This is a genomic window from Citrobacter sp. C13 (genome assembly GCF_014596815.2).
Lineage (GTDB): Bacteria > Pseudomonadota > Gammaproteobacteria > Enterobacterales > Enterobacteriaceae > Citrobacter > Citrobacter portucalensis.
Genome location: NZ_CP115024.1, coordinates 2,709,024 through 2,735,655, shown reverse-complemented (window position 1 = coordinate 2,735,655; position 26,632 = coordinate 2,709,024). Strand labels below are relative to the sequence as shown.

22 protein-coding genes and 1 other RNA gene are annotated in these 26,632 nt (G+C 50.6%); 8 read left to right on the top strand and 15 right to left on the bottom strand.

Features of this window, described 5'->3' with window-relative positions; translation table 11 throughout:
- Positions 1–181 precede the first annotated feature (181 nt).
- Positions 182–2,560 carry a phosphoenolpyruvate synthase gene (gene ppsA / locus IB222_RS13055; RefSeq protein ID WP_003832604.1) on the top strand — a complete coding sequence of 793 codons (2,379 nt, stop codon included), beginning with the start codon at positions 182–184 and terminating at the stop codon, positions 2,558–2,560.
- Positions 2,561–2,627: 67 nt separating this feature from the next.
- On the opposite strand, the gene fadK is transcribed toward ppsA, so the two are convergent.
- The 5 genes from fadK to IB222_RS13030 form a co-directional block, all read right to left on the bottom strand.
- On the bottom strand, positions 2,628–4,265 hold the full coding sequence (gene fadK, locus IB222_RS13050; protein WP_149384645.1) for a medium-chain fatty-acid--CoA ligase: 1,638 nt from the start codon (positions 4,263–4,265) through the stop codon (positions 2,628–2,630).
- Between the two features lie 82 nt (positions 4,266–4,347).
- Complete coding sequence (locus IB222_RS13045) at positions 4,348–4,641, bottom strand: ferredoxin ydiT (RefSeq protein WP_003832609.1); 294 nt, start codon at positions 4,639–4,641, stop codon at positions 4,348–4,350.
- Positions 4,638–5,927 carry an FAD-dependent oxidoreductase gene (locus tag IB222_RS13040; RefSeq protein WP_148362058.1) on the bottom strand — a complete coding sequence of 430 codons (1,290 nt, stop codon included), beginning with the start codon at positions 5,925–5,927 and terminating at the stop codon, positions 4,638–4,640. The genes IB222_RS13045 and IB222_RS13040 overlap by 4 nt, the downstream gene beginning before the upstream one ends.
- 56 nt (positions 5,928–5,983) lie before the next feature.
- The gene (locus tag IB222_RS13035) at positions 5,984–6,919 is read right to left on the bottom strand and encodes an electron transfer flavoprotein subunit alpha (protein ID WP_063941506.1); all 936 of its coding nucleotides are present in this window, start codon (positions 6,917–6,919) and stop codon (positions 5,984–5,986) included.
- A gap of 21 nt (positions 6,920–6,940) precedes the next feature.
- A complete protein-coding gene (locus IB222_RS13030) occupies positions 6,941–7,705 on the bottom strand; it encodes an electron transfer flavoprotein (protein ID WP_149384646.1) in 765 nt (254 codons plus the stop codon).
- A 506-nt stretch (positions 7,706–8,211) separates the two neighbouring features.
- On the opposite strand from IB222_RS13030, the gene IB222_RS13025 reads away from it, so the two are divergent.
- Positions 8,212–9,102, top strand: a complete 891-nt coding sequence (locus IB222_RS13025; protein WP_032943176.1) for an AraC family transcriptional regulator — start codon at positions 8,212–8,214, stop codon at positions 9,100–9,102.
- 54 nt (positions 9,103–9,156) lie between these two features.
- Here the strand turns inward: IB222_RS13025 and IB222_RS13020 are convergent, their stop codons facing one another.
- The 9 genes from IB222_RS13020 to ydiK all read right to left on the bottom strand — a co-directional run bounded on the left by IB222_RS13020 (position 9,157) and on the right by ydiK (position 18,415).
- Positions 9,157–10,308, bottom strand: a complete 1,152-nt coding sequence (locus tag IB222_RS13020) for an acyl-CoA dehydrogenase (protein WP_003832619.1) — start codon at positions 10,306–10,308, stop codon at positions 9,157–9,159.
- A gap of 13 nt (positions 10,309–10,321) precedes the next feature.
- Positions 10,322–11,917, bottom strand: coding sequence for an acyl CoA:acetate/3-ketoacid CoA transferase (locus IB222_RS13015; RefSeq protein WP_008784596.1), 1,596 nt, complete (start codon positions 11,915–11,917; stop codon positions 10,322–10,324).
- Between the two features lie 155 nt (positions 11,918–12,072).
- On the bottom strand, positions 12,073–12,831 hold the full coding sequence (gene aroD / locus IB222_RS13010) for a type I 3-dehydroquinate dehydratase (RefSeq protein WP_126318303.1): 759 nt from the start codon (positions 12,829–12,831) through the stop codon (positions 12,073–12,075).
- 36 nt (positions 12,832–12,867) lie between these two features.
- A complete protein-coding gene (gene ydiB, locus IB222_RS13005; RefSeq protein WP_079938566.1) occupies positions 12,868–13,734 on the bottom strand; it encodes a quinate/shikimate dehydrogenase in 867 nt (288 codons plus the stop codon).
- A 21-nt stretch (positions 13,735–13,755) separates the two neighbouring features.
- Positions 13,756–14,991: an MFS transporter gene (locus tag IB222_RS13000; RefSeq protein ID WP_149384647.1), complete on the bottom strand. Its 1,236-nt coding sequence runs from the start codon at positions 14,989–14,991 to the stop codon at positions 13,756–13,758.
- A gap of 240 nt (positions 14,992–15,231) precedes the next feature.
- On the bottom strand, positions 15,232–16,452 hold the full coding sequence (locus IB222_RS12995; RefSeq protein WP_149384648.1) for an MFS transporter: 1,221 nt from the start codon (positions 16,450–16,452) through the stop codon (positions 15,232–15,234).
- A 48-nt stretch (positions 16,453–16,500) separates the two neighbouring features.
- Positions 16,501–16,857, bottom strand: coding sequence for a YdiL family protein (locus tag IB222_RS12990; RefSeq protein WP_149384649.1), 357 nt, complete (start codon positions 16,855–16,857; stop codon positions 16,501–16,503).
- A gap of 157 nt (positions 16,858–17,014) precedes the next feature.
- Positions 17,015–17,122: antisense sRNA RprA (rprA, locus tag IB222_RS12985), an RNA gene on the bottom strand.
- Positions 17,123–17,305: 183 nt separating this feature from the next.
- Positions 17,306–18,415, bottom strand: coding sequence for an AI-2E family transporter YdiK (gene ydiK / locus IB222_RS12980; RefSeq protein ID WP_003832632.1), 1,110 nt, complete (start codon positions 18,413–18,415; stop codon positions 17,306–17,308).
- Between the two features lie 213 nt (positions 18,416–18,628).
- Between ydiK and IB222_RS12975 the strand changes: the two genes are divergently transcribed.
- The 3 genes from IB222_RS12975 (at position 18,629) to IB222_RS12965 (ending at position 22,358) form a co-directional block, all read left to right on the top strand.
- The gene (locus tag IB222_RS12975; protein ID WP_063941510.1) at positions 18,629–21,685 is read left to right on the top strand and encodes an FAD-binding and (Fe-S)-binding domain-containing protein; all 3,057 of its coding nucleotides are present in this window, start codon (positions 18,629–18,631) and stop codon (positions 21,683–21,685) included.
- Positions 21,682–22,092, top strand: a complete 411-nt coding sequence (gene menI, locus IB222_RS12970; protein ID WP_003030541.1) for a 1,4-dihydroxy-2-naphthoyl-CoA hydrolase — start codon at positions 21,682–21,684, stop codon at positions 22,090–22,092. Before IB222_RS12975 ends, menI begins: the two co-directional genes overlap by 4 nt.
- Positions 22,093–22,169: 77 nt before the next feature.
- On the top strand, positions 22,170–22,358 hold the full coding sequence (locus IB222_RS12965) for a YdiH family protein (RefSeq protein WP_003030540.1): 189 nt from the start codon (positions 22,170–22,172) through the stop codon (positions 22,356–22,358).
- Between the two features lie 67 nt (positions 22,359–22,425).
- On the opposite strand, the gene IB222_RS12960 is transcribed toward IB222_RS12965, so the two are convergent.
- A complete protein-coding gene (locus tag IB222_RS12960; RefSeq protein WP_149384650.1) occupies positions 22,426–23,277 on the bottom strand; it encodes a Vmh family MBL fold metallo-hydrolase in 852 nt (283 codons plus the stop codon).
- A gap of 122 nt (positions 23,278–23,399) precedes the next feature.
- Here IB222_RS12960 and IB222_RS12955 point away from each other — a divergent pair, with 122 nt between their 5' ends.
- The 3 genes from IB222_RS12955 to sufB all read left to right on the top strand — a co-directional run bounded on the left by IB222_RS12955 (position 23,400) and on the right by sufB (position 26,628).
- A complete protein-coding gene (locus tag IB222_RS12955; RefSeq protein WP_149384651.1) occupies positions 23,400–24,275 on the top strand; it encodes a LysR family transcriptional regulator in 876 nt (291 codons plus the stop codon).
- 488 nt (positions 24,276–24,763) lie between these two features.
- Positions 24,764–25,132, top strand: coding sequence for a Fe-S cluster assembly scaffold SufA (gene sufA / locus IB222_RS12950; RefSeq protein WP_003832645.1), 369 nt, complete (start codon positions 24,764–24,766; stop codon positions 25,130–25,132).
- A gap of 8 nt (positions 25,133–25,140) precedes the next feature.
- Positions 25,141–26,628 (top strand): Fe-S cluster assembly protein SufB, encoded by a 1,488-nt coding sequence (sufB, locus tag IB222_RS12945; protein ID WP_020996440.1) that lies wholly within the window; start codon positions 25,141–25,143, stop codon positions 26,626–26,628.
- The last annotated feature ends 4 nt before the right edge of the window (positions 26,629–26,632 follow it).

Here is a 26,632-nt window from a genome sequence, read left to right as displayed (position 1 = left end):
ACCGATCGTTTTTGTGGTGATCCCGTGTGGCTCGCGGGTTTGCGCAAATGCGGAAACAATCTGAAAAAATAAAAAATAAAGTTGCTTGAACGATTCACCGTTTTTTTCGCCGGAGTAAATATGCCAAGATAATTACGCAAAATTGAGTTTCCTAACCTCGTTCATATATAAGGATTGTTCGATGTCCAACAATGGCTCGTCACCGCTGGTGCTTTGGTATAACCAACTCGGCATGAATGATGTAGACAGAGTTGGAGGCAAAAATGCCTCCCTGGGTGAAATGATTACTAACCTTTCAGGTATGGGTGTTTCCGTACCGAATGGTTTTGCAACGACCGCCGATGCGTTTAACCAGTTTCTGGACCAGAGCGGTGTAAACCAGCGCATTTATGAGCTGCTGGATAAAACGGATATCGACGATGTCACTGAGCTTGCTAAAGCCGGGGCACAGATCCGCCAGTGGATTATCGACACTCCTTTCCAGCCAGAGCTGGAAAATGCCGTCCGCGATGCCTACGCGCAGCTGTCAGCGGACGATGCCAATGCCTCTTTTGCCGTGCGTTCTTCCGCTACCGCAGAAGATATGCCAGATGCGTCATTTGCCGGTCAGCAGGAAACCTTCCTCAACGTCCAGGGATTTGATGCCGTACTGGTTGCCATCAAACACGTATTTGCCTCGCTGTTTAACGACCGCGCGATCTCTTATCGTGTTCACCAGGGCTATGACCACCGTGGCGTAGCGCTCTCTGCTGGCGTTCAGCGGATGGTGCGTTCTGACCTCGCATCCTCAGGCGTAATGTTCTCCATCGATACCGAATCCGGTTTCGACCAGGTCGTCTTTATTACGTCTGCCTGGGGTCTGGGCGAAATGGTCGTGCAGGGCGCCGTTAACCCGGATGAATTCTACGTGCACAAACCGACCCTGGCGGCTAACCGTCCGGCGATCGTCCGTCGCACAATGGGTTCGAAAAAAATCCGCATGATTTACGCGCCGACCCAGGAACACGGTAAGCAGGTGACCATTGAAGATGTCCCGCAGGAACAACGTGACATTTTCTCCCTGACTAACGAAGAAGTGCAGGAACTGGCGAAGCAGGCGGTACAAATCGAGAAGCACTACGGTCGTCCAATGGACATCGAATGGGCGAAAGACGGTCATACCGGCAAGCTGTTCATTGTTCAGGCGCGTCCGGAAACCGTGCGTTCTCGCGGCCAGGTGATGGAGCGTTATACGCTGCATGCTCAGGGTAAAATTATTGCTGAAGGTCGCGCCATCGGCCACCGCATTGGCGCGGGTCCGGTCAAAGTCATTCATGACATCAGCGAAATGAACCGTATCGAACCAGGTGACGTACTGGTTACCGACATGACCGACCCGGACTGGGAACCGATCATGAAGAAAGCAGCAGCAATTGTCACTAACCGTGGCGGCCGTACCTGTCACGCGGCGATTATTGCCCGTGAACTGGGGATCCCGGCCGTGGTGGGCTGTGGCGATGCGACCGAGCGCATGAAAGATGGTGAGAAGGTAACTGTCTCCTGTGCCGAAGGTGACACCGGTTATGTTTACGCTGACATGCTCGACTTTAGCGTGAAGAGTTCCAGCGTGGAGACCATGCCGGATCTGCCGTTGAAGGTGATGATGAACGTCGGTAACCCGGACCGGGCTTTCGACTTCGCCTGTCTGCCAAACGAAGGCGTCGGCCTGGCGCGTCTGGAATTTATCATCAACCGTATGATTGGCGTGCACCCGCGTGCGTTGCTGGAGTTTGATGACCAAACGCCTGAGCTGCAAAATGAAATCCGCGCCATGATGAAAGGTTTCGATTCTCCGCGTGAATTCTACGTAGGTCGTCTGACGGAAGGGATCGCGACGCTGGGTGCGGCGTTTTATCCAAAACGCGTCATCGTGCGTATGTCGGACTTTAAGTCCAACGAATATGCCAACCTGGTCGGCGGTGAGCGTTATGAACCGCATGAAGAGAACCCGATGCTGGGCTTCCGTGGGGCGGGCCGTTATGTTGCCGATAGCTTCCGCGACTGCTTTGCGCTGGAATGCGACGCAGTAAAACGTGTCCGTAACGACATGGGCCTGACTAACGTTGAAGTGATGGTACCGTTTGTACGTACCGTTGCTCAGGCGAAAGCGGTGGTGGAAGAGCTGGCACGCCAGGGGCTGAAACGCGGCGAGAACGGACTGAAGATCATCATGATGTGTGAGATCCCGTCTAACGCCTTGCTGGCTGAGCAGTTCCTCGAGTACTTCGACGGCTTCTCCATCGGCTCAAACGACATGACGCAGTTAGCGCTGGGTCTGGATCGTGACTCTGGTGTGGTTTCTGAACTGTTTGATGAGCGTAACGACGCGGTGAAAGCACTGCTGTCGATGGCGATTCGTGCAGCCAAGAAACAGGGTAAATACGTGGGTATTTGCGGCCAGGGACCTTCTGACCACGAAGACTTCGCGGCCTGGCTGATGGAAGAGGGGATCGACAGCCTGTCGCTGAACCCGGACACCGTCGTACAAACCTGGCTGAGTCTGGCTGAACTGAACAAGTAATATCATGCCTTATCCGGCCTATTCAACGTAGGCCGGATAAGATGCGTTAGCATCGCCATCCGGCGCTTTATCCTGTAATACTCTCCACGCTCAAACGCTGAATAATATCCTGACGAAGCTGGTATTTTTGTACTTTACCGGACGCCGTGCGCGGTAATTTCTCCACGATCACAATGTGCTCAGGGTATTTGTACTTTGCCACCCGCTTGCGGCTAAAAAAGGCCACCACTGATTCCAGCGACAACGAATGATGCGGCGGTTTTAGCACCACGTAAGCACACGACCTTTCACCTAAGCGTTCGTCCGGCATCGCGACAACACAAGCATCGTGAATGCGAGGATGCTGCAATAAAATATCCTCAACTTCGCGGCTGCTGATGTTTTCTCCACCACGGACAATGATATCTTTTTTCCGCCCGGTGATTTTGATGTACCCCGCATCGTCCATTCGGCATAAGTCGCCGCTGTAATACCAGCCGTCTTGATCCAGCGCGCGGGCGGTGAGTTCGGGTTCATCGAGGTAGCCCATAAACACATTGGGACCACGCGAAGCTTCTTCACCTTCTACCCCCGCGGGCAACGTATTGCGCGCTTCATCGACGACTTTAATTTCAACGCCTGCAGCGGCATATCCGTCCGTATTCATCATGCGAGAAAGAGAATCATCGAGATTGACCAGCGCATGTGGTGAACTCTCAGTCGAGCCATAAATGCTTAATAATTTTATGCCGAGCTGCTGGCAGTCATGGGCAATCTTCTGGGGAATGGTTGTGCCCCCACATAAGAAAAAGCGTAGTGATGAGATATCGCTTGGCCGCTTTTCCATGCTACACAACATGTCGTAGACGAAGGGTGTTGCGCCGAGCACACAGGTACAGCGCTGTTGCTCCAGCAGATCAAGACAGGCGGTTGGGGTGAAAATATCTAACAATACGCTGCGTGCGCCGATTAAAAACGGTGCGGTAACGCCATGCAGGAAACCGGTAGCATGTCCCAGTGGTGCGGGCATCAAAAACACATCCTGCCAGGTGAGATTGAGGCGGGCACAGTAGGCACGCTCGCTGGCAAGGATGTTGTTGTGGGTCAGCATTACGCCTTTTGGCATTCCCTCGGTACCGGAGGTAAACAACACCGCCGCCAATTCATCGGCGTGAACATTAATCGTCTGGGTTAAAGGCGGAGCTAAAAGCAGTTGACTGAGCGCCAGCGAGGTAGTTGCCGGAGCCAGTTTATCCACGGCAACGATCTGTTGCAGATGCGGCAACTGGTTTTGTAAGGGCAGGATCAGATCGACCGGTCGGGTCTGTTTAAACAGTGTCGGTGCGAAAAAAATCTTCGCTTTACACTTATTCAGCACCCATACCAGCTCTGCTTCACGCCACGCTGGCAGCAGCGGTACGGAAACGGCCCCGGTTTTCAGGCAGGCCAGGTAGATAATCGTAAACTCGCACCAGCCCGGTAACTGGAAGGCAATGCGATCGCCGGGTTGAATACCGCAGGCTAAAAACCAGGTTGCCAGACTGCTGGCCGCGCTGTCGAGTGCAGCATAGGTGTATGAAGCGCCATGGTTATCAACCACGGCGATTTTATCTGGCATGGCTCTGGCAGTTTGGTGCCAGTAATCGCCAAGCGAAGCATCTCCCCATAAACCCTGTTGTCGCCAGGCCTCGCGACGTTCGGCGTTAAACGTTAGTGTGATACTCATGAAGTTATTCCCTGGATGATTTCGGCATACATCTGACCGGATGGCCGGCGTGGCCGATCCGGTGTACTACAGGCAAAATCCGTTAGCCGTAGCGAAAATCAACGCCAAATGTTCCGACCGGATATTCCCATTGGTCGAGGATCGTGTCGCCGCACAGTACTCGACACGTTCCGCACTCCAGGCAACCAGCAGAATCAAAATGAATGTTTCCACTCTCGTCCTGCTTATACAGCCCGGCGGGGCAGGCTTTCAGCAGCTTGCGAAATTCATTAAGGTCTGGATGTTCGGCCAGGATAATGTGCGGGTGGCCTTCATCGACATTGAATTTATTGACGCCCAGTTTGACGTCAACGTTAACGGTATTGTCCTGATTCATAGTGCAGTTGCCCCCTTGATACCGTCTTTCAGTAAGTTCATCAGCCCGATTTGTTTTGCGTGGGACATAATCATCTTGCGAACCGGTTGATTTGGACGTCCGTCAACGGTGAACATATCGCTCATGATGTCGGCCACCATACGCGGATACTGGGTGAACAGCCGTGGGTTTTCCATTAGCGCCGGGATCTTGCGAAAATGCTGTAAATCACGCATTACACAGCCCTGTTCGAGCGCGCGCTTGTAGTCCATCAGGCTGTTGGCAGAGAAATCCTGGCGTTCTTTTGCTGCAATGGCTGTTTGGGCAGCGGCTTCTGCGGAAGCGATGGCCAAATCCATACCTCGCACCGTGAAACCCAGGTTCAAACAGAAACCGGCGGCATCGCCCACGATCATCACACCGTCATCGACCAGCTTTGGAACCATTGCCAGACCGCCTTCCGGAACCATATGCGCGGAATATTCCAGTAGTTCTCCACCGGCAATCAATGACCGAATAGTTGGATGTTGCTTAAAGTCTTCCAGCATTTGTGGAATACTTTTTGTGGCATGAGCAATATCCCCCAGACCACACACCAGACCCAGAGATATGGAGTCCTGGTTGGTATACAAAAATCCGCCTCCCATCAACCCATCAGACGGTGAGCCTGCAAACAGCCAGGCCGCGCCTTCATTACCTGAAAGGTTGAAGCGATCTGCAATGACCGCTGGAGGTAAGCCGATCAGCTCTTTTACGCCGACGGCATAGTGATGTGCAGAAGAGGGCGGAACCATCCCCAGGGAGCGCCCCAGCATAGAGTTGACGCCATCGGCAAGGATGACAATATTGGCTTCGAGGATATCGTCACCGGCCTGGACTCCGGTGACCTTATTACCTTCGCGGATCAGGGCATCGACGCGCACGCCGGGGATGAACTGCACGCCAGCTTGTTCCGCTTTTTCCATTAGCCACGGGTCAAGTCTGTTGCGCAAAACGGTATACGAATCCTGCGTTGGTGCGTCAGCTTTTTCACGATGGAAATCGAGAGTGACGGCGCTTTCTTCGGTCAGAAAGGAGATTTTTTCGCGGGTGACTTTACGCTCGAGCGGCGCTTCCTGCGCGAACCCCGGCATGATGCGCTCAAGACTATGTGCATAGAGTCTTCCGCCGGTCATATTTTTACTACCTGCACTGTTTCCGCGCTCGATGACCAGCACGTCCAGTCCGGCCTGAGCCATCACGTAGCCTGCAACCGTACCCGCCACGCCAGCACCGACCACAATGGCATCAAATTTTTCATCTGACATGCTTTATGCTCCCTTCCCGCTGCGAGGGCAGCGGGATATGTGCGTTAAAAGTGGGGTTAGCGGCTGAGATGCTCGATAAGAGCCGGAACGACTTTGTAGATGTCGCCGACCAGTCCGTAATCGGCGTAATTGAAAATAGGGGCTTTCTTATCTTTGTTGATGGCGACAATGACTTTCGCGCCGTTACCGCCGACCATATGCTGAATTTGTCCTGAAATGCCGAGGGTGAGGTAAAGGTCCGATTTCAGTAAAACGCCAGAAACGCCGATGTAGCGTTCGCGTTCCATCCAGTTTTCGCCTTCGGCAATCGGTCGTGAACAACCCACTTCTGCACCCAGTACAGATGCCAACTGGTGCACCATCTCCAGATCGTTTTGCGCAACCAGGCCGCGGCCCACACCCACCACACGTTTGGCTTTGCTGAGATCCACACTGCTCACGGATTTGGCGCGACGTTCCTGGCACATAATTTCATGGTGTGGTGCGATGTAAGGTGCAGAGACAACAGGGCAGGTATGTGAAGCATTAGCCTCTACCGGTTCAAGTACGCCTGGGGCAAGAGTGATAATTGCCTGAGTTGTTTTGATTTTTTCTTTGCCGAATGCCAGGCCACCGTACATACGGTGTTCTGCGAACAGTGAGCCATCATCAAGCGTTACCGACGTGGCGTCATTTACCATCGCTGCATTGAGTTGAATACTTAACCGTGCACCAAGGGATTTAGCGCGTTTAGTAGCTGGCATCAGCAATAGCCCGGTATGTTCTTGTATCAGGGCGGCGATGGTCTCGGCAAAATTTTCAACACGCTGTAAACCAGACGTTGTTTCAAGCACGACAATCTCATCGGCACCCAGAGGTTTAACCTGATTGGCCTGTTCGTTGCCTTGTACAATAAGGTGTACCTGTTCACCCCACAGGCGTGCGCCGGACATTAATTCTGCATAGCGTTCTACGTTATCGCTGAACACCCATACGTTAGCTAATTTACTCATGATAATTTCTCTCCGTTGGGCTTAGTTCAGGGCTTTTTTCAGATGTTCAGCCAGCTCGACGATGGCTTCTGCTGAGTCATTTTCCAGAATGATGTGCTTACGTTCTGTTTGTGGCGGAACGGTGAGGCTCACCAGTTCTGCTAACGGTGAGGCAGGTGTCCAGCCAATATCGCTGGCTTGCCACGGTGTGACCGGTTTTTTACCTGCGCCCAGAATGGCTTTCATCGAGGGAATACGCGGCGTGTTGATATCCGAGGTTACGCACAGCACGGCGGGGAGCGACAGTTCAATCACTTCAACTTCGTCTTCCAGCGTACGTTCAACCACAATGCGATCGCCGTTACGTTGGATGTTGCTGACGGCGTTAATCACCGGAAGTTGTAAGAGTTCGCCAACCAGTAAGCCAACCTGCTGGGCGTAGATGTCTCCAGACCCTTCGCCGAACAGCATCAGGTCGAATTCAATGTTTTTGGCCGCGCAGGCCAGCGCCTGAGCCGTGTCTCGCGGTAATGAATGCTCCAGTTGGGGATCCTGCACCATAAACAAACTGTCCGGCCCGCGGGACAGTACGTCTTTACGCACTTTGGAGTTTTGCAGTAGCGAGCCGCCAACCGTTAAGGCGACAATTTCATCACCTTCCGCGCTAAGTTGCGTCGCGGCCTCTATTGCATTCAAATCAAACTGACTGATTTTGGCATCGGCCCGGTCAAAGTTAAGCGAACGTTGTGGGGTAACAACAATGTCCTGTTCTTCAGGCACCAACTTAAAGCAGGTTATTAGTTTCATGGCATCTCCAGTGATTCTCGTGTGGATGATGACGGGGAGTGCCATCATCAACAGTAGGGAAAATTGACTGAAAATAGTGTGCGGCAGAGGGAGACTGTTTTCGACGGGGCAATCTGTTTTCATTCCCAACAATCTTGCAAAAAAAAGGACTTTAGGAATGCTGAGTTTATGAACGTAAAGAAGACGTCGGGTGTTAAAGTGATAAACATGGAAATAAAATCGAGGCGCTTTTTTGAGAAATGGATCATATTTTTATGCGATTCTGCACGCACTTTGTTTCTGGTGTGTAAATTATTATTGCTGACTTAATAACATTTATACTTTCCTATTATTTTAAAATAAAAACAATTTGCACGAGCAGCGTGCTGGAGTTGGAGGTGTCATCTTGCAGACGACGCAAATAATTTTGTTTCGCCTGGACAGAATAACGTTGTATAACGTCATCATCGTTTTTACTTTTCGATATTAATTATCCGCAAAATAACTGCCTTTCGGTGGAGGTTGTCATGTATCAACGCTGTTTTGATAATGCCATGGAGACCCTTTTTGAACAGGGGAAAACCCCGAGATTTTCGCGATTCGTCATCAGTGATGATCCTAACTGGGAGTCGGGCCATCATGTTCATGACAATGAAACAGAGCTTATCTATGTAAAAAAGGGTGTCGCAAGATTAATTATCGACTCTTCGCTGTATGTCGCGCATGCGGGTGACATCGTGGTGATAGAACAAGGGCGGTTACATGCGGTTGCTTCCGATAGCAGCGCACCTGCAACCACTTACACCTGTGCGCTCTACGGCTTTCGTTTCAACGACTGGCAGGAGAACCAACTCTTGCAGATGCACTCGTGTCCGGTTATTAGCGTCAGCCAGGGCAAAGAAGTTATTAAAAGTATCTTTAATGAACTGAGTGTTATGATCCCGCAGAGCAAGAATAACCTGACGTCTTCCGCTTATGACGCCTTCGCTTATGCATTAACCGTTTTATATTACGAAAACTTTAAAAATGCTTATCGTTCTGAGCAAGGGTATATTAAAAAAGATATCTTAATTAAAGATGTGTTGGTTTATTTAAATAACAATTTCCGAGAGAAAATTACGCTGGAACAGTTGTCTAAGAAATTTCGTGCCAGCGTGAGTTATATCTGTCACGAGTTTACTAAGGAATATCGTATTTCGCCGATTAATTATGTGATTCAGCGGCGAATGACAGAGGCAAAATTTGCCCTGACGAATACGGAGTCCTCGTTGGCAGAAATTTCCTGGCGGGTAGGGTATGAAAACGTCGATCACTTTGCCAAACTCTTTCAGCGGCATGTGGGTTGTACCCCCAGCGATTATCGTAAGCAGTTTAAAAATAACCTTGTAGAACAGGAATGTCTGATGCCAGAAATATGATTCACCTGGCACGTGCCGGATAACGCATTTGCGCTATCCGGCAAGCATTACTGCTTACTTATTCTGATAATCTTTCAGGATTTGGCGACCCGCGACGTAAATCATGATTTCATCTGTACCACCGCCAATGCGTTCACAGCGGACATCACGCCAGAAGCGGGAAACGCGTGCTTCGTCGGTGTAACCCAGCCCACCCATAATCTGAATGGCGTCATCAATCACTTCCATTGCAGTACGTGCACAATACAGTTTTGCCAGCGCTGCACTGGTGCGCAGAGACTGTTCCTGATCGGCCTGCCAGGCGACTTTTAACACCATATTGCGCATGTTATCGATTTTAATCGCCATCAGCGCCAGTTTTTCCTGGATCATCTGATTGTGACCAATTGGCTTACCGAATGCGATGCGCTGGTTGGCGTAACGGGCGGCATCTTCGAAGGCGCATTCAGCAAAACCGGTACTGCGCGCAGCGTTGATCAAACGTTCCATCTCGAAGTTGTACATGACGTTGAGGAAACCCATGCCTTCCTCTCCGACCATATCACTTTCATCCACTTCAACGTCATCAAGATAGACTTCGCATGTGCTGAGCATATGCCAACCGATTTTGTGCAGCGGATTAACCTTAATGCCGGGTTTCTTCGAATCGACCCACCACAGCGTAAAGGCTTTTTTCGGATCTTTTGGTTCTGGATCGCGGGCCAGTACCAGCATATATGGATACTCTTTCGCGCCGGTGATAAAGGTTTTCTGCCCGTTGAGATAGACCTTACCGTTTTTGCGAGTGTAACTGGTGGTCGCGCTGTTGTTGTCGGAACCCGCTCCCGGTTCGGTTAATGCCAGCGCATACGCTGGATCGCCAGTTTCCATGGTGCTTTCTGCGGTCTTACGCAGCTGTTCGGCGGATCCAAAACGACGCATACTGTGAATGCACTGACCGTTAGTGATCAAAAAAGCGGGTGCGCCGCATTTTGAAACTTCCATCAGCGCCAGCATCTGTGTGACGTAATCCGCCGGGATGCCACCAAACTCTTCCGGAACGCCCAGCATCGAAATACCGTTGTCCGCCAGGGCACGCATAAACTCTTTCGGGTAGGTCGCCGTCTGATCACAGGTACGGAAATATTCTTCCGGGAAATTGCTGGTAATCAGTTCTCGAATACTGGCAAGTAGCAGTTCTTGTTCTTCAGTTAAAGAAAAGTCCATCAGGGTACTCCTTTTAATTGGCGGCGTCGGGTAATACAAAACCCATCGAGGCATCGATAAATAATCTTTCGTCCATCAACTTCAGATTTGGCGAAATAATTGGCGTGAAATCCATCTTGTCCAGGATGTCTTCCTGTAAAGAGACTCCCGGTGCAATTTCGATTAAATGGAGACCATCTGCTTTTAACGTAAATACAGCGCGTTCAGTGATGTAACGCACATCAAGTCCACGTTCGAGAGCAATTTTTCCGCTGAAAGTCACTTCAGGTAATTCGTTAACGAATTTTTTCACCCGACCTTCCTGCACGATATTTAGCTTGCCATCGGCAACTTCTGTTTTCAGGCTTCCGGCTGTTAACGTGCCGCAGAAAATAATTTTTTTGGAGGTGGCGCTAATATCGATAAAACCGCCGGTACCCATGATTTTGCCATTGAATTTGTGTACGCCGACGTTGCCGTGGCGATCCACTTCGGCAAAACTTAAATAGCACACATCCAGCCCACCACCGTGATAGAAGTCAAACTGGGAGGTCATATCCAGAATGGCACGGGTGTTGACGTTGGCACCGAAAGCAATACCTTGAGAGGTGATGCCGCCAATCGGACCCGTTTCGACTGTCAGAATAAAATCGTCAGCACAGCCTTCTTCGCGCGCGACGAGGCCAATGCCATCGGCAATCCCTACGCCAACGTTGCCGACAGCACCTTTGCGCATTTCAAACAGGGCGCGTCTGGCCACCAGTTTACGCTGATTGAGCGGCAGGGCAGTCTGTTGGCTGTCATCGAGAACAAAATCGCCAGAGATAAAGCGGTTAACCGGCGCGCCACCGTACAGTTGCGTTTGGTCGGGGTCGATGACCACAATATCGACCAGATAGCCTGGAATACGTACCGACTTCGGATGCAACGTGGCTTTCTTCACCATTTTTTGCACCTGCATCATAACAATGCCGCCGTTATTGTGTACGGCCTGGGCAATCACCAGCGCATCGAGATACATAACTTCATCTTCAAAGGTGGCGTAACCTTCACTGTCACAGGTGGTGGCGCGAATAAAGGCGATGTTTGGCGCAATGGCTTTGTAATACAGGTACTCTTTGTTATCAATTTCCACCAATTTGATCAGATCTTCGGTGGTCACTTCATTCAGCTTACCGCCCTGTTGGCGAGGGTCAACAAATGTACCGATGCCGATATCACTAAGGATCCCCGGCTGGTGAGCCGCCGATGCACGCAGGGTTTGGGTTAATACACCCTGAGGATAGTTATAGGCAGCAATTTTATTTTGTTCCGCCAGGTCGGAGATTCGTGGTGATTGTCCCCAGTGTCCGCATAATGCCCATTTGACTAAGCCTTCCTGTGCCAGCGGGCTAATTCCCCGGTCGGCACGGTCACCCAGACCTGTAGGACTAATCAACGCTAAATTTCGTGGTGACTGAGAGTTTTTATATTTTTCAGCCAGTGCATTAATTAATGTTGTTGCTTCGAGAATACCCCCGCCTGCACCTAATACACAAAGAGTTGCTTCATCAGGAATATAATTGACTGCATCTGCAGCGGATAATACGGGTACCCGACCATCTATACGATTTGGCCTTGAAAATTTCATGTGAACTCCAGATTATATGCGTGCGTCTACCTGTCGCTATATTCGACAATAATAATGTGAGTTATATAATAACGCTTAATTACCGGCCAGATATCCGTGGTTAGACGAATATCTGGGGTAGGGCAATACTGATATTTATATGGATATATCTGTAATTAAGCCTGATGCAATATTGTCAATACAGTACGCAGGTCGGTGACCGAAATTTGTCCTGGTGCGGAGGCTTTTTTTACTGCCCCAAAGGTTGCCGCTGAACCGAAAACCTCACCAGACAGACGTGAAATCACCCCTGTTTTAGCCATCGACATGGTGATTATCGGGCGATCGGCATAGCGTTCTTGCATTTCCAGCGTGGCACTAAGCAGCGTCAGAACATCCGCTTTATTTTGCGGCATCAAGGCAATCTTCGGAATATCTGCGCCCAGCTCCTGCATTTTACGCAGGCGCTGGACAATCTCTTCCGCGGCTGGTGTCTTATGAAAATCGTGATTGGACATAATCACAAAGACATTTTTCGCGTGCGCATGCTCGACGGTCGCTTTGACCAGTTCGTCTCCGGTAAACAGTTCCAGATCGATCATATCCACCAGACCGCTGTCTACTGCCGCGCGGTTAAGTGCAATATAGTGCTCAACAGACAGAGCCTGTTCACCGCCTTCTTTGGCGCTACGGAAGGTGAAAAGCAGTGGTTTGTCAGCCATCACATCGCGGATGGTGCGCGCAGCTTCCAACACCGCCTCAATGGAAGAGACATCGGTGAAATGGTCTACGCGCCATTCCAGAATGTCGAAATCCGCTTCGCGATAGGCCAGCGCTTCGCTTTTTACCGTTGCGATGTCTTTACCCATCAGCGAGACAATGATCTTCGGCGCACCCTCGCCAATAACGAGGTTTCTTACGGTTACGGTTTTCATTGATTACCCTTTAACTATTGTACAAATGCTTGCCCGTCAGGCGGCAAAACCCATAACCTGTTTCACATACTCCAGTGGGAAATCTTTCCCGGTCCAGAGCTTGAACTGTTCAGCCCCTTGCCACAACAACATGCCGTAACCATCAATTGTTTTGCAACCAGCACTTTGTGCCTGCTGCAATAATTTGGTCATATGCGGGTTGTAGACGCATTCGGTTACCAGTAGTTCCGGACGCAGCAGGGAAACGTCGGTCACGAGAGATTCATTTTCCAGCGGCTTCATGCCGACTTTAGTGCCGTTGGTCAAAATATCTGCGCTGGCAAGTGCGTCAGCAAAAGCCTGGCGATCGGCGAGATCGATAACGGTGACCACGCAGTCGGTGTTTTCATTGACGCGTTTGGCAAACTCCTGCGCTTTGGCAAAAAACTCATCCTGGCGGTTAAAGAGTTTAATTTCTTTGATGCCTTCAATCGCTGCCTGTGCACCAATGGCCGTCGACGCACCGCCTGCGCCCAACAGTACCATGGTTTTACCTTTGATATCGAAACCACTTTCCTTAATTGCACGAATATGACCCGTGCCATCGGTATTGTAACCGCGCAGATAACCATCATCATTGACGATAGTATTAATTGCGCCGACCAGTTTGGCAGCAGGCGTTAATTCATCAACATATTCACATGCCAGCTGCTTGTTGGGCATTGAGACCCCGGTACCACGCATCTTTAAGGCCTTCAGCCCGGCAATTGCATTAGCAAACGTTGAGTTATCGACTTCAAATGCCATGTAAGTGAATGGCAATCCCGCTTTTTCTAATGCCTTATTTTGCATTTCAGGCGACAGACTGTGTCTGATAGGGTAGGCCATCAAACCAATCAGTTCATATTTAGCAGTTACGTCCATTTGATACTCCTTCTAAACAATTTATTGAAAATAACGCTCGCCCAACCGCACATCATTTTTGGGGATATCAAATACGCGGTAGTAACGAATAAAGACGATGATGGCGGTGACAAAAGCCAACAGAGCAAATGCAAGGTCCAGCAAAATAATGTATTGCAGACCAATGTTAGAGAGGTACCCGGTGATTAATGGGATAATAAAGTTGGCTACGCCACCCATCATCATATAAATACTGGTGACTTTGGCTTTGCTCTTGGGAAAGAACTCAGACATCACCGAGACACCGAGCTGTAAAATACCGCCAGCGGCAGAGAATCCAATGAGAAATGAACCAGCGTTACATACCAGCGGAGATGGGTATAAATAGATGACGGCTGCGGTGATGGTTGCCAGTCCGGCGTTAAATACATTCGCCCAAATAGGCCGTACCCATTTTTTCAACAGCGCGGCAAAGATAAATACGCAGACCAATGAACCCATACTGTAGTAAGAGATTGTCTTCAGTGCGTCGGATTCTGCCATGCCGGCAAAAGCCATCGCATATTTCGGCATCCAGACCACGATGACGTAAAAAGTCGAAAAGGCAGCAACACCAAACATGACGGATGCCACACCTTCCAGCCAGACCAACGGCTTACTGTTCATCTGTGGCAGATCTTTGGCGATGCCAGCATCCACCATCTGGCCAGGGAAGCGACTTTTTAGCAGCATCAAGGTAATGACTACAAACAACGCCCCCGGGATAATGACCGCATAACCGTACCAGATATGGTTGAGCAGCATGGTGCTGACGACGATGGGGTAGATCATCTGCCCAAACGAGACCATAGCTTTCACCAGGATAACGGCTGAGCCAGAGGCTTTAGAGAAGCATTCCATTAACGCCGGGTACCCACCGGTATCCAGTGCCGAGTTTGCCACGCCAACGCAAACGGCCAGAATAAAGGCAATCATCAGATTAGGGCTGGCGGGAATACCGAAGAAGAACAGTATATAAAGAATCGCCCCTAACAGAATGATAGCCCGACGACCAAATTTATCTGAGAGCACGCCAAAGAATAAGATGCTCACTAGTCGCCCCAGACCAATGCCTGAAATCAAATAGGCAATTCCTGCATTGTCGGTGGAAAACTTTTCTGCAAGAGAGGTCATATTTTGCGCCAGTGTTATGACGCTAATACCGTGTAGGAAATAACTTAAATAAATACAGGTTATCGCCAAAAGAAATGGCGTATTAAAGGTCTTGCTTTGAGACATTTTCACAACTCCTTGCGGATTTTAAAATTGTTCTGTGCTCGTCGATATTGTTTAAATTGCGGCGACCTTGTAATTAATATACCGGGCGGCAGCCACAGAACCTACATAGCATGGCGTTTAAGTTACCAGGTATATTGCATAACACACTGTGAAATTGAACTCTGCCAGCCGGTGTTTTGCTGATGTTTTAAAATATATGCCAATTATTTTGCAGAAGGGGGGAACAATATTGCATCCACGCTATTCTACGGCTTGTATCATTTTTAGCTGATGCTTTGACGCGATGTGGCTGCGATAACCAATAAACAACGCCAACAGGAACCCGACAGCAGCTATGCCAGTATCAAACCACATGATGTGAGCAATACTGGTTTCTGAGAGTTTTGCTGTTATCAATGGAATGGTGAAGGTCGCAATGCTGCCCGCGCTATAGTAAATCCCGGTCGCTTTACCCTTCGCATGCGGAAAGCGTGCGGCCATAAGCGTTAAACCGATTTGCACAACGCCCCCGGCGGAAGAAAAACCGATGACAAACGCAAATATAATGACCACGTAGGGTGTCGGATGCAGACAAACCATCAGCAGTGCGACAAATGAGATAAACGTATACAGCATCAGCATCGATGTCGCGCGTTCTGCTTTTCGCGCCAGCGGGGCGGTGATCAGCACACACAGTAGAGAGCCGCAGGTATAAATGCTTAACAGTTTGATAGATAACGTATAGGACATTCCGGCGACAAACTGTCCGTATTGCGCCAGCCACTGGCTTACCAGGTAAAATGTTGCCATTGCGATGTAGCCGTACAGGGTGTAACTGGCAAGGTCGAGCAGGGAGCAACGATGTTCAGGTTGTGCGGTTTCCCGTTCTGCAGGTTGAGCCCGGATGACGGTATGAGGCCCGGGGTGTGGCGGAAACCGACAGCGAAACAAAAACACGCCGTTGAGTATCATAACGGCTGCAGCCAGCAGGAAGGACCAGCCAAACCAAAGTTCGGCCCACACCAGCAGACTGATAATCATTGGCAGCAGGAATTGACCGCTGGAGACGAAGGCTTTTATCAAAATATTGGCCGTGCTGGGTGAGCGGGGGAACGCCTCCATCAGGCTGGGATAGGTTCCGGCATCGAGAAAACTGTTTGCCATTCCTGCTAAAAAACCAAAAGCATAGGCAAGAACAATACTGTGAGTATTTATGATGCCAATAAAGAAAATCAGGTAGCAGCTCATACCAAGGATAATAAATGGTCTGCGACCGTAGCGATCGGAAAGCATCCCTGCCACTAATAAAACGCTTAAGCGGCCGATACCGAGTGAGGAAATAACAATCGAGACGCCCGCGGCATTGGTTTGCCACTGTTGTTCCAGCGAAGACATATTGAGGCTCATCAGAATGACCCCCATGCCGTGAACCAGGTAATTTAGGTACAGCCCTATCGCAGTGGAGAAATAGGTGTTTTTCATAATGTGTTACTCAGCGAAGAGGCTAAATAGGTATGGCGTTGCAATCTCTTAACACATACGCTCGAGATCGTGAGCATAGAGTTCAACAGCAGCCGACTGATAGATTTTCCAGTCGAGAAAACCATCTTGGTGATAAACCGCCTGAAAAGCGTTCAGATCGGGGAAAAAACGCATGGTGTTATTACCGATACGGTTATTTATTTTGTCGATAATTGCATTAATTCTTAACTTCCTCCTTGCTTTCATTTCTGAACAAATGCGGATGATGTCTTCTGGAATTTCTCTTTCACCCTTTTCCCATTGTTGCCAGGCGGCAACATTGTCATCGCGCGCGATATACCTGGCGCTTTCTTCCACCGTCATAGCAAAAATATGGCGGATCGCCTGTAGTTCTAATGCGTTCATTATTTGGTCACTTCATAAAAGACGGTGGAATAGTAATAACATTGCTGTGGATATTTCGGCTTGAAGAGAGTCACAGTATTTTGTGCAATATTATTTGTTCCTTGACGGGGAAGATAATGTGTTGGTGCGTTAAGGTTGGTGGAGTGGCGCGTGAAGGATAAAAAAAAGCCCATCGTGGGAGATGGGCAAAGACTACACACAGCAATTCGTTGTTTCACTCAGGGGATTTCCATGCTTATAAATCAATGTGTTGATCTAAAGCCATGGGCTAATAGTAGGCATAGTGATTTTTTACGTCGATCAGATTCATCTCAATAGTTTAAAAACTGTAAAGAATTTGCGACACAAATGATTATTTAAAGAAGGACGAGGTTGGGTCTAATCCCGCAAGAGGGAGGATTGATTAGTATTGTTAAACAATCAGGCGGCGCTGCCGCCTGATGTTGGATTACTTATTGCGTTCGATTTCAGCAATTTCTTCGAGGATTTCATCCGGATTGGTACCTGGCGCAGGGGCTTCGTTTACCCAGGCGGAGAACAGACGCCAGGAAACGGCCAGTACCACTGGGCCGATAAACAGACCAATCATGCCGAAGGCAATCAGTCCACCGATGACCCCGGAGAGAATCAGGATCAGTGGCAAATCGGCACCCATACGAATCAGCATCGGTCGAATCACGTTATCCAGTGTTCCGACCACGCCGCTCCACACCAACAGCACGGTGCCCCAGGTGGAATCCCCCGTCCAGTATAGCCAGATAATGGCCGGAATCAGCACCGGCAACGGCCCCAGCTGCACCAGACAAGACAGGATCATCAATACCGCCAGCAGCGTGGCGTAAGGCACGCCGGTTACCGCCAGACCAATTCCCCCGAGCACTGCCTGCACCAGAGCGGTGACCACAACGCCTAATGCGACTGCGCGAATGGCTTGCGCGGCCAGCAAAATGGCAGCATCGCCACGTTTAGAGGCAAGACGGCAAGCGAAGTGACGAATACCTAATGCGACCTGTTCACCGCGCCAGTACAACAGGGCACTGAACAGCAGCATCAGACCACAGTGCATCATAAAGCGGCCGATATGCGCGGCCTGACCGACGAACCAGGTGGTGGTGGTACCGATATAAGGACGAACCTTGGCCATAATGGCCGAGCCGCCCATATCCAGTAAGCTGTGCCATGCGCCATACATTTTGGCACCCACCAGTGGAATGCTGTTCAACCATGCCAGATCCGGTAGCGTCATATCACCTGCGGTTACGGCATGGATTAGCGGCCCGCTGCCATCGACGATACTGTTAACCAGCAGCGCGATGGGGATGATGAACAACAGCACTAACAACAGCGTCATCACCAGTACGGCAAGTGAACGGCGTCCCCAGAGCAATTTTTGTAAGCGTAGCAGGATAGGCCAGGTCGCAATGACAATCGTGCCTGCCCAGGCAAAACCAAGGATAAAGGGCTGAACAATCCAGAGACAGGCCACAATCAGGATGGCTAAAAACAGCACCGATAGCAGCACTTGTGCAATATCCCTGGGCTGACGGAAATTTACCATAAATACTTTTCACCTTTGTCTTTGCGCCAGAACGTTGACGCGACGTGAATACTTAAATGACACCCTGTAATGATGAGCAATTTCAGCGGTTTTGAACAGGCGGATTCTGCCTGTAAATCTGCTGAGCGTATTAGAAAAAAATGTGATACAACAAACAAAGCAACACGCAAACGATTAAATTCACAACACAGACCGCAGGAAAGGGTCACTATAATGATTCCACAAATTTCTCAGGCGCCAGGTGTCGTTCAACTGGTGCTCAATTTTTTGCAGGCACTGGAGCAGCAAGGATTCACGGGTGATACGGCAACGAGCTATGCCGATCGTCTGACAATGTCGACGGATAACAGTATTTATCAGCTGCTTCCTGATGCTGTCGTTTTCCCTCGTTCAACCGCAGATGTGGCGCTAATCGCCCGTCTGGCGGCAGAACCGCTTTTCTCGTCGTTGATTTTTACCCCACGCGGCGGCGGCACCGGGACCAACGGTCAGGCGCTGAATCAGGGCATTATTGTTGATATGTCCCGCTATATGAGCCGCATTATTGAAATCAACCCGCAAGAAGGTTGGGTGCGGGTAGAAGCCGGGGTGATAAAAGACCAGCTCAACCAGTTTCTGAAGCCATACGGCTATTTCTTTGCCCCCGAATTATCCACCAGTAACCGGGCAACGCTCGGCGGGATGATCAACACCGATGCGTCCGGGCAAGGATCGTTGGTTTACGGTAAAACTTCCGATCATGTGTTGGGCATCCGTGCGGTGCTGATGGGCGGTGATATTCTGGATACCCAGCCCATGCCGGTCGAGCTTGCCGAAATGCTGGGTAAAAGCAATACCACGATTGGCCGTATCTATAAGACCGTTTATGAGCGTTGTCGTGATAACCGACAGCTGATCATGGATAAATTCCCGAAACTTAATCGCTTCCTGACGGGTTACGATCTGCGGCACGTCTTTAACGATGAGATGACCGAATTTGATTTAACCCGCATTCTTACCGGCTCTGAAGGTACGCTGGCGTTTATCACCGAAGCCCGCCTTGATATCACGCCACTGCCCAAAGTCAGACAGTTGGTTAACGTTAAGTACGATTCGTTTGATTCGGCGTTGCGTAACGCGCCGGTGATGGTGGAAGCGCGCGCACTGTCGGTAGAAACCGTCGACTCCAAAGTACTCAATCTGGCGCGTGAAGACATCGTCTGGCACTCGGTAAGCGAACTGATTACCGATGTAGCGGATAAAGAGATGCTGGGCCTGAATATTGTCGAGTTTGCCGGTGACGACGAAACCTTGATTAATTCGCAGGTCAGCGCACTCTGCGAACGCCTGGATGGGTTAATCGCTCGTCAGGAAGCGGGCGTTATTGGCTGGCAGCTGTGTACCGAGCTGGCGGGTGTCGAGCGTATTTACGCCATGCGTAAAAAGGCCGTCGGTCTGCTGGGCAATGCAAAAGGTTCAGCGAAGCCAATTCCATTTGCCGAGGATACCTGCGTTCCACCGGAGCATCTGGCTGACTATATTGCCGAGTTTCGCGCGCTGCTCGACAGCCATGGTCTGAGTTACGGCATGTTCGGCCACGTGGATGCTGGCGTGCTGCACGTCAGACCGGCGTTGGATATGTGCGACCCGCAGCAGGAAGTGCTGATGAAACGCATTTCTGATGATGTCGTCGCGCTGACGGCAAAATATGGCGGTCTGTTGTGGGGTGAGCACGGGAAAGGTTTCCGTGCGGAATACAGTCCGGCATTTTTCGGTGATGAACTGTATCGTGAACTGCGCAAAGTGAAATCGGTGTTTGATCCGCAAAACCGGCTCAATCCCGGCAAAATCTGTCCACCGGAAGACGTTGATGCGCCGATGATGAAAGTGGACGCGGTGAAACGCGGAACGTATGACCGTCAAATCCCGCTGGCCGTACGCCAGGAGTGGCGTGGGGCAATGGAGTGTAATGGCAACGGGTTATGCTTTAACTTCGATGCGAAAAGCCCCATGTGTCCGTCGATGAAAATCAGCCTTAACCGTATCCATTCTCCGAAAGGGCGAGCTACGCTGGTACGTGAATGGCTGCGTCTGTTGGCCGATCGCGGGATCGATCCTGTGCAACTGGAAAAAGAGCTACCGGAGAAACGCGCCAGTTTACGCACGCTGATTACCCGTACCCGCAACAGCTGGCATGCACGCAAGGGCGAATACGATTTCTCGCACGAAGTAAAAGAGGCGATGTCAGGGTGCCTGGCGTGTAAAGCCTGTTCCACACAGTGTCCGATTAAAATTGATGTGCCGGAGTTTCGCTCACGCTTCCTGCAGCTGTACCACACGCGTTATCTGCGCCCGTTGCGCGATCATATGGTGGCGACCGTTGAGAGCTATGCGCCGTTAATGGCGCGGGCGCCTAAAACGTTTAACTTCTTCATCAATCAGCCGCTGGTGCGAAATCTGGCTAAAAAGCACATTGGAATGGTTGATTTACCGCTGTTGTCTGCGCCGTCGCTGCAACGCCAACTGGTGGGACATCGTTCCGCCAATATGACGCTGGAACAGCTCGAATTACTCAGCCTCGAGCAAAAAGCCCGTACGGTGCTGGTGGTGCAGGACCCTTTCACCAGCTATTACGATGCGCAGGTGGTCGCTGATTTTATACGTCTGGTAGAAAAACTGGGTATGCAGCCGGTACTGCTGCCGTTTTCGCCAAATGGCAAGGCGCAGCACATTAAAGGCTTTTTAAACCGTTTTGCCAAAACGGCGAAAAAGACATCCGAGTTTCTTAACCGTGTAGCGAAGCTGAATATTCCGATGGTGGGAGTTGATCCGGCGCTGGTGCTTTGTTATCGCGATGAATACAAGCTGGTGCTGGGAGAACTGCGGGGTGATTTCCATGTGCTGCTGGCCAACGAATGGTTATCGAAAGCTGTGGAAACACAGCAGTCAGTCGCTGTTGGCGGTGAACCGTGGTACTTCTTTGGCCACTGTACCGAAGTGACGGCTTTGCCGGGCGCGCCTGCACAGTGGGCGACTATTTTTGCTCGCTTTGGCGCAAAGCTGGAGAACGTCAGCGTGGGGTGCTGTGGTATGGCTGGCACCTACGGGCACGAAGTGAAAAATCACCAAAACTCATTGGGGATCTATGAGTTATCATGGCACCAGGCAATGCAACGATTGCCACGTAACCGTTGTCTGGCTACAGGGTACTCCTGTCGCAGCCAGGTTAAACGCGTTGAAGGTACGGGCGTTCGCCACCCATTACAGGCACTGCTGGAGATTATAGGATGATCTGGAAACGTGAAGTCACACTCGAGGCGCTCAATGCCATGGGTGAAGGAAATATGGTTGGGTTGCTCGATATTCGTTTTGTGCACATTGGCGACGATACGCTGGAAGCGACGATGCCGGTGGACCATCGTACCAAACAACCCTTTGGGTTGTTGCACGGCGGCGCATCCGTGGTGCTGGCGGAAAGCATTGGTTCGGTAGCGGGATACCTGTGTACACAGGGTGAGCAGAAAGTGGTGGGTCTGGAGATCAACGCCAACCATATCCGTTCTGCGCGGGAAGGGCACGTCAGGGGCGTATGTCGCGCGTTACATACTGGTTCTCGTCACCAGGTGTGGCAAATAGAAATCTTCGATGAGCAGGGACGATTGTGCTGCACGTCGCGTCTGACGACCGCAATTTTGTGATGCATATTGCTTTTGGTCATTATCTGCACAGGGAATGGTGTTATACTGTGCAGGTTTTGAACACAAGCGAGGATGATATGTCTACCCAATTAGACCCGGCCCAACTGGCAATAGAGTTTTTACGTCGTGATAAAACCGATCTTTCACCGGCTCAGTACCTGAAAAGGCTGAAACAGCTTGAGCTGGAGTTTGCAGATCTGTTAGCACTCTCTTCAACTGAACTGAAAGAAGAGATCTATTTTGCCTGGCGCATGGGCGTTCATTGATTCCGGTATGCTTATCGTAACGAAACCCCGACACGCGTTCGGGGTTATTTTTTGCCTTAAATCTTCATTACCACTTCATCTCGCCACTGTTAACCTTCGCACTTAGTTCCAGCGAGCTTACGTCTGCAAGGCCTGGCCATGCTGCCGTCATGGTTTTAATCACATAGTCCGATCCTTTCTTCGCCCCTAGCGCCTGCTCAAACGACTGCAAATAGTCCTGAGTGAAGCGGATCGCTTTATCGCCGGTTGAGCGTTCACCAATGTAATGACCCGGGACCACCTGAGTGGGCTGTAAGCTCTGCATTTCACGCAGTACGTTACGCCATGCACTGCGCTGTTCTTCAGACTGTGTATCCGCAGTCCAGACGTGTATACCGGAAGCCACGCCTGTGCCGCCAATAATGGCGCGATTCGCCGGGATCCAGATATACGCTGCATAATCGTTGGCGTGACGCAGTTCCAGCGTTTCGCCATCAACCGTGAACTGCGTTTGCGTAGTCGCCTGCGGAACGGTGAGCGATGTTGGCGCGCCGTCCTTCATTTGCGGGCCCCAGAACTGCAGCTTGGCCTCTTTGGTGGCGCGGATATGGTCTACCACCTGCGGCGTTGCCAGGACTTTTACCTGTGGGAAGGCTTTGACGATGGGTTGCAGACCAAAATAGAAATCCGGATCGCCGGAAGTGATCACGATAGCCTTCAGCGTTTTACCGCTGGCGCGAATCATCTGAACCAACTGTTCGCCATCTTTGGTGCTGAACTGGGCGTCAAACAAAATCGCCTCTTTTGGGCCAGACACCAGCGTCGAAGAAACCGGGAAAATAGCCTTATCCTGTGGATTATAGACGTCCAGCTGTAGCGGCGCGGCGAAAGCTGAAGACGCAAACAGAGGTAACAGCAGAGCCAGAGTTTTAATTTTCATACCAGGTAACCTTGTGCAGGAAATTGTCTTTTGATAGTTCCCGTATTTTAAGGCAATTCGGATCTGTTAGAATTCCCTCATTAGGACATGCTGAGTTTCATAAAACGATCGGATGGGATGCAATGGACAGAGTGATGGCGGCAACGGTATTCAACCATATCTGTGATTTGGGCAGTCTGAGTGCCGCCGCGCGTGCGCTGGGGCTTTCCCGTCCGATGGTCAGTCGTTACCTCGACGAGATGGAAAAATGGGCAGGCGCAAGGCTTATCCATCGCTCATCGCGTCGCTTGACGATCACGCCCGCAGGTGAAGAGGCATTAGTGAAAACACGTTCTCTGGCGCAACTTTCGCTGGATATTGGTGCCGCCAGTGCCGCGCAAATTCCCTCCGGCACGCTACGTGTGGCCTGCGCCCATTTTACTGCCATGCATATTCTTGCTCCGGTTCTGCCGTCGTTTATGGAGCAATATCCGCAATTACGTATTGAGGTGGAGATCAATAATCAACCGGTAAGCCTTGTGGGGGAACGCATCGATGTGGCGATCCGCATAACGGAAAATCCCGAGCCAGGAACCATCGCCCGTCGGTTGGGCGACTGTAAATCGGTACTTTGCGCGTCCGCAGATTATTTGCATCAACATGGCACGCCTGAGACAATCGACGATCTCACACGGCACAATTGCCTTTACTACAGCGGTTTTGCCGGACAATCCTGGCACTTTGTGGATGCTCAGGGGCAGTCTGTCTCCGTTGCAATCAAAGGGAATTTGAGTGCAGGGATCTCTTCGCTGCTCTGCGAGTCGGCGGTGTCAGGAATGGGGATCGCGTTGGTGCCAGAGCTGGAGGCGCAGGAAGGGCTGGCGCAGGGAAAGCTAATTCGATTACTGCCAGAACTTCAACCTAAATGCCTGCCGATTTATGGTTTATACCTTTCACGTGAACATCAACCCGCAGGGCTACGCCTGCTGCTGGACACGCTCAGTGAGGCACAGTGTTAAATATGTGATTGAACGCGTTTATAAAAGAGTCAAACCGCAATTAGTGTTAAAAAAAACTAATCAGTGTATGAGATTCTTCTTATCGCCCCTTCAAGAGCTAAGCCAATATGAGTGCCGGAGATAAGCGCCGGATGGGGCCGGAACCCTTAAGCCTGCCAACAAGCAGACTTAAGGGTTTTTTGTTGCTTGTTTATTATTTGAATTGTTTTTCCCTACCTTCATCCCCACCTATCCCTTAAATAGACATTTTCTATACATCTTTTGTCATTTGACCTGACTGAACGATTGGGTTTTCATAATCCATTATTAATCAATGCATTGAAAAAAATAATCCATCCCTGTAAACCCTCGCTGCAGGGTCTATGCTTAGTAAAAGTAGCCAAAAAGGGCGATTAACCCGAATGCCCCTGCTGTTGAGGGGTTGAAGTGATAATCATTATCACTAACATGATGTTATAGCTTTAAAGCTAGTGACTCGAGGTAACCCTATGGAATTGCATTCAGGAACATTTAACCCGGACGATTTTGCCTGGCGTGGACTGACGTTAACGCCAGCGGCTGCGGCGCATATCCGTGAGCTGGTGGCAAAGCAACCTGACATGTTGGGCGTACGGTTAGGCGTGAAGCAAACAGGGTGCGCGGGATTCGGCTACGTGCTGGATACCGTCCGCCAACCCGAAAAAGACGATCTGCTGTTTGAAACGGAGGGCGCCAGACTTTACGTACCGTTACAAGCGATGCCGTTCATTGACGGCACAGAAGTCGATTTCGTTCGCGAAGGATTAAACCAGTTATTTAAATTTCATAACCCGAAAGCCCAGAACGAATGCGGCTGTGGCGAAAGTTTTGGGGTATAGGCGGTACTATGTCTCGTAATACTGAAGCAACTGACGATGTCAACACCTGGGCTGGCGGGCACCTTAATTACAAAGAGGGCTTCTTCACCCAACTGCAAACCGATGAGCTGGCAAAAGGAATCAATGAAGATGTCGTGCGCGCGATTTCGGCAAAACGAAATGAACCCGACTGGATGCTGGAATTTCGCCTGAATGCCTTTAAAGCGTGGCTGACCATGGAAGAACCACACTGGCTTAAAGCGCATTACGACAAACTGAATTATCAGGAGTACAGCTATTACTCCGCACCTTCCTGCGGTAACTGCGATGAAACCTGTGCGTCTGAACCGGGAGCGGTACAGCAAACGGGCGCGAATGCATTTTTAAGCAAAGAGGTTGAGGACGCATTCGAACAGCTTGGCGTGCCGGTACGTGAAGGCAAAGAAGTGGCGGTTGATGCTATTTTCGACTCGGTATCGGTAGCGACCACCTATCGCGACAAACTGGCGGAGCAGGGCATTATTTTCTGTTCGTTCGGTGAGGCCATTCACGATCATCCTGAGCTGGTAAAACAGTACCTGGGCACGGTTGTCCCCGGCAATGACAATTTCTTTGCCGCGCTGAATGCGGCGGTGGCATCTGACGGCACGTTTATTTATGTACCGAAAGGCGTGCGTTGCCCAATGGAGCTGTCGACCTATTTCCGTATCAATGCGGAAAAAACCGGGCAGTTTGAACGCACCATTCTGGTTGCGGATGAGGGCAGCTACGTCAGCTATATCGAAGGCTGTTCAGCCCCGGTGCGCGACAGTTACCAACTACACGCGGCGGTGGTGGAAGTCATCATCCACAAAGATGCCGAAGTGAAATACTCCACGGTGCAAAACTGGTTTCCCGGCGATGGCAATACGGGCGGTATTTTGAATTTCGTCACCAAGCGCGCACTCTGCGAAGGCGAAAACAGCAAAATGTCGTGGACGCAGTCGGAGACCGGCTCGGCCATTACCTGGAAATACCCAAGCTGCATTTTGCGTGGCGACAACTCGATCGGCGAATTCTACTCCGTCGCGCTGACCAGTGGACATCAGCAGGCCGATACCGGCACCAAGATGATCCACATCGGCAAGAACACCAAATCGACCATTATCTCGAAAGGGATCTCCGCCGGACACAGTCAGAACAGCTATCGCGGTTTAGTGAAGATCATGCCGACCGCCACCAACGCCCGCAACTATACCCAATGCGATTCGATGTTGATTGGTGCGGATTGTGGGGCACATACCTTCCCGTATGTGGAGTGTCGTAACAACAGCGCCCAGCTTGAACATGAAGCCACCACGTCGCGCATTGGTGAAGACCAGTTGTTTTACTGTTTGCAGCGCGGCATCAGCGAAGAGGATGCCATTTCGATGATCGTGAATGGTTTCTGTAAAGACGTGTTCTCTGAACTGCCGCTGGAGTTTGCCGTGGAAGCGCAAAAACTTCTCGCCATAAGTCTTGAGCACAGCGTCGGTTAAATTT